This is a genomic window from Dellaglioa sp. CoH-55-MRSF-9, assembly GCF_056782155.1.
This window is the reverse complement of sequence record NZ_JBXAYG010000013.1, coordinates 1-4,217: the sequence shown is the minus strand read 5'-3', so window position 1 is coordinate 4,217 and position 4,217 is coordinate 1. Positions and strand designations below refer to the sequence as shown.

General features: G+C 35.8%; 5 protein-coding genes. All 5 read left to right on the top strand.

From position 1 onward, the window contains the following. Positions 1-158 precede the first annotated feature (158 nt). Positions 159-779 carry a GNAT family N-acetyltransferase gene (locus AC1RPV_RS07540; RefSeq protein ID WP_481761989.1) on the top strand — a complete coding sequence of 207 codons (621 nt, stop codon included), beginning with the start codon at positions 159-161 and terminating at the stop codon, positions 777-779. A gap of 574 nt (positions 780-1,353) precedes the next feature. Further along, positions 1,354-2,439 carry a MobV family relaxase gene (mobV, locus tag AC1RPV_RS07535; RefSeq protein WP_004906452.1) on the top strand — a complete coding sequence of 362 codons (1,086 nt, stop codon included), beginning with the start codon at positions 1,354-1,356 and terminating at the stop codon, positions 2,437-2,439. Between the two features lie 577 nt (positions 2,440-3,016). Beyond that, on the top strand, positions 3,017-3,181 hold the full coding sequence (locus tag AC1RPV_RS07530; protein WP_481761992.1) for a transcriptional regulator: 165 nt from the start codon (positions 3,017-3,019) through the stop codon (positions 3,179-3,181). A 74-nt stretch (positions 3,182-3,255) separates the two neighbouring features. After that, positions 3,256-3,987 (top strand): replication protein, encoded by a 732-nt coding sequence (locus AC1RPV_RS07525; protein WP_481761991.1) that lies wholly within the window; start codon positions 3,256-3,258, stop codon positions 3,985-3,987. Then, on the top strand, positions 3,984-4,205 hold the full coding sequence (locus AC1RPV_RS07520) for a hypothetical protein (protein WP_481761990.1): 222 nt from the start codon (positions 3,984-3,986) through the stop codon (positions 4,203-4,205). Before AC1RPV_RS07525 ends, AC1RPV_RS07520 begins: the two co-directional genes overlap by 4 nt. The last annotated feature ends 12 nt before the right edge of the window (positions 4,206-4,217 follow it).

The following is a 4,217-nucleotide window of genomic DNA, read 5'->3' as shown; positions in this document are numbered from 1 at the left end:
TGAAAGATAGAGATTACTTTGTTGAAGGATTTGAGGAATTGATAGAAATGGGAGAAATAAAATAAATATTGAGACTGGAGAGGTTAAGTAATGATTATTGACGTGGAATATATTGGATTTAAGAACAATTTAGAAGTTAATTATTTGGAGGAAAAGTAATGACACAAGCAGATATTAAATACCGTCCTATTAAACCATCCGATTATCATATCTTGGAAGATATGATTCGCAAATCATGGAACTACGATCGATTAGGAAGCCCAAAATTAGCTAAACAACTGTCTAAAATATATCTTGCCAGTTGTCTTGTTAATCAAACATTTACTAGTGTTGCTGTTTTTAATGAAGTGCCTGTTGGTATTATTATGGGTAAAAATAGAGAAACACATCGTAAACCACTAAGGTATCTTATTCGGCAAGGAATTGCTGTTGCACGAATTGCTATATCTAAAGAAGGGCGTAAAATTGGAAAGACGTTTCAAAAATTTGAAGAAGTTGATGAAATTCTTTTAAAGAGCATTGGTACAAACTTTGATGGTGAATTAGCTTTTTTTGTTGTAGATGGAAACCAACGTGGTTCAGGTATCGGTAAACAATTGTATCAACAATTTTTAGATTATATGACATCTGAAAATCTTAAGACATTTTACTTATTTACGGATACGACATGTAATTTTGGCTTTTATGAACATCAAGGTTTGGAACGATTAGCTGAAGAAACGCTCGATTTGCCAGAATTACAAGAGAATATGCATTTCTATTTGTACGGAAAAATGTGATAAAAGGGGCTAGTATTATATTTTCTAAGTAAAATGAAAAAATGTTATTTCTTAAAAATTTACCTTCAATGGGCGCGATTGTTGAACTATTTTTTTAGAAAAGGGTAGCTTAGGCTACTCTTTTTTATTTGGCCAGTGGGAAAATAAACGGTAGGGTCAACGATAAATGTCTGACTGAAGCAAATCGGAAGGAATTTAAGAAGTTGATACGATCCACTGATTTTCCACCCTCTTGGCAACTCGTTTTCGAGCCGTCGGAGACATGTAGAAATTTTCTGGGTTTGCCACTTTTGAAAAAGTGGCAAGGTCTGTTGTTTTGAATTTGATATTGAAATGAATTTGCAATCGTTGCGGAAAAATGCAAAGGTGAAAATATCATTTCTGTTACTAGAAAAAAGGACAGCTGTAGGCGTTTTTTTTTGTGCCTGTTCACGTCGAACCTTTTCAGCCTAAAGGCGAAAAAAGGGGCAAAGTGGACAGACAGTTTTTAGCCTCGCAGAGACCACACTTCACAGAGTGAAGTATAGTGGGTTATACTTTACTTGGAAGATAACTCCGAAATGAGGTGCGTACTATGAGTTTTGTAGTGGCTAGAATGACGAAATTAAAAGCTGATAATTTAGTCGGTATTGGCAATCATGACCAACGGAAAACGACTAATCACAGCAACGAAGATATTGATGTTTCCCGCTCCCACTTGAATTATGATTTGGTGGCTGGGCGCACTGATAATTTTAAAACGGATATTGAAGCCTATATCAACGAAAATAAAGCTAGTAAGCGGGCAGTTCGCAAAGACGCTGTTTTAGTCAATGAGTGGATTCTAACCAGTGACAAAGATTTTTTTGAGCAATTAGACGAAGTCGAAACCCGTAAATATTTTGAAACAGCCAAACAATATTTTGCAGATAACTATGGCGACGAAAATATTCGTTATGCGGTCGTTCACTTGGACGAGAAGACCCCTCACATGCATATGGGCATTGTGCCCTTTGATGATGATAGAAAGCTCTCAGCTAAGCGTATATTCAATCGTGAAGCCTTACAGCGCATTCAAGAGGAATTACCACAATATCTCAAAGAGAATGGCTTTGATGTTCAACGTGGCAACAAAAACAAAGAGCGTAAGAATTTATCAGTACCCGAATACAAAACTATGCGGGAAGATTTGAAAAAAATAGAGACCGAAAAACAAGAGACACAAGCAAAGCTTGCAGATACTAAAAAACAGCTTGATGAAATCAAGCCACGGGATAACAAAAAAATTGCTAGTAAACCAACTTTGCTGAATAAAAATAAAGTCATGGTTGATAAATCTGATCTCGCTGATTTGGAACAACGGGCGTCTTTTAGTGATAATTACAATCAAATGCATGCTAGAGCAAGGCGTGAAGCCGACTCGTTAAGAGATAAACTGACTAGAACAACGTGGGACTATAATGACCTCGAAAGAGAGAATGAGCGATTGCAAAAGTTAGTCGGAACACTTCAAGGCATTGTCCGCAATGTTGATGAATTTCTACACAAAAAACTAGGTATCAATTTACCTGACAAGTGGCTAGAACGTGCAGGACTAAAAGAACCGTCTAAAAAAGCCCCTGAAAGCTCACAGGAACTCGAAAAACATAAATCTGATGAATTAGGCGGTCCACATCTTTAAAACGCTTATATGGGCTTAAAATGGCATTTAAGAGCTTAATTTAACATCTGGCTAGATTGAACGTCGTTAATTTTGTGTCTGTCAACGGTAAATCGAATTAAAGGGGCTTGCTGCTTTAGCAGTTAGCCCCTTTTTGAGGCTTTAAGGAGTTGATAGACTAGCGGATAAAACACTTTTGCGCATGCAAAGAAAAGCACACCTGCTTTTTTTGCCTGCCCCACGGCGAGTGCGGGGTGAGTTTGAGCGGGAGCTCCCGCTCATTTATGGGGTCAAGCTGACACAGCTTGCGGGTTTGGGCGGAGCCCATATTTTGGTTTGAGTGGGATAAAAATTTTGAAAATCAGGGGGCAGGGAGCGAATTTCGCTCCCGTACTACGACCCCCCTATAAGTGCCGAGTGCCAAATTTTACTTGAATAGGACTTTACGCTTACTCTCCCAATGGATTTGGGAGTTTTTTTATGACCGCCGTTTGACCGCCGTTTTGACCGCCGTTTTTTTAAACGGGTTATTTTTTGACTATATAGACTATAAGTATATAATGATGTATAATGATAAAAAAATAAAGGAGTGAGTTTTATGCCTGAAGAGAAAACAGAATATCAAGTTGTAACCGTTAGAATACCTAAAAAGATGTATGCTGATTACAAAGAGATTTTAAAAAGTGAAGGAAAAATTGTAACTTACGATATTAGAAACTATATGCGTGATGTTATCGAAAAATCTAAGAAAGGAGAAAAATGAGCATAAAAAAAGAGCGCCCTCTCTCAAGTTCGCTCGTGAAAAATGCTTTTATTTTCTAAAGGTGATTATACTATATGACTACTAAAAATACAAAGGCTAGAAACTTTGCATTCATTTTGTATCCTGAAAGTATTCCTGAAAACTTTATTGAAAATTTAGAAAAAACTGGTATTCCTATGGCGATTAGTCCGCTCCATAATTTAGATAAAACTGAACGAAAATTTAAAGATATGACTCCTGATGAACAAGAGATAATAAGTGCTGGTGGATCAATTTATAAAAAACCACATTATCATGTTTTGTATATTGCTCGTAATCCGGTTACTGTTGAAAGTATTCGGAAAAAAATAAAACGTAATTTAGGTGATCAATCTGTATCTCATATCGAAATTGTTGATAGCGTGGAGTATTATTTTCAGTATTTAACGCATGAAAGTTCTGATGCAATTAAGAAAGGTAAACACCGCTACGATAAAAAAGATTTAATCTTTATAAATGATTTTGATATTGATAGATACGTAACACTTGATGAAAATGAAAAGAAAGAATTAAGGCAGACTTTACTTGAAATTGTAGATGAATATAACATTGTTAATGTAAAGGAATTAAGCTCGTTTATCAGACAAAGAGGTAACGAATTTGGAATTGAGAGTATGAAATATGTGAATGAAATAATTTCAAGTTCTTCTGGAATTTTTCGACTATATTTTGATGCAAATTACCAATGTGGTTATCGTCCGGTCTATTCAAAAACCATTGATCCTGATACAGGAGAAATAAAGAATGAGAGAGGGGTGAGAGCATGAGAGAGTTTAGTGAAAGTGATGTTGAGAAATACTTAGAATACACTGATCAAAATGTTATCCCGACTAAAGAGCTTTTAGGTCAATGCTTTATTTGTGGTATAAAGTTAAGTGAAACTGAGACACCTGAAGGTCCAGAAAAACGAGTTGTTTGTTTGAAAGATAGAGATTACTTTGTTGAAGGATTTGAGGAATTGATAGAAATGGGAGAAATAAAATAAATATTGAGACTG

Excerpts from the sequence above, each read along its gene's own strand:
- AC1RPV_RS07525 (WP_481761991.1), top strand. The coding sequence starts at position 3,256 with ATGACTACTAAAAATACAAAGGCTAGAAACTTTGCATTCATTTTGTAT.
- AC1RPV_RS07530 (WP_481761992.1), top strand. The coding sequence starts at position 3,017 with ATGCCTGAAGAGAAAACAGAATATCAAGTTGTAACCGTTAGAATACCT.
- AC1RPV_RS07520 (WP_481761990.1), top strand. The coding sequence starts at position 3,984 with ATGAGAGAGTTTAGTGAAAGTGATGTTGAGAAATACTTAGAATACACT.
- AC1RPV_RS07540 (WP_481761989.1), top strand. The coding sequence starts at position 159 with ATGACACAAGCAGATATTAAATACCGTCCTATTAAACCATCCGATTAT.
- mobV (WP_004906452.1), top strand. The coding sequence starts at position 1,354 with ATGAGTTTTGTAGTGGCTAGAATGACGAAATTAAAAGCTGATAATTTA.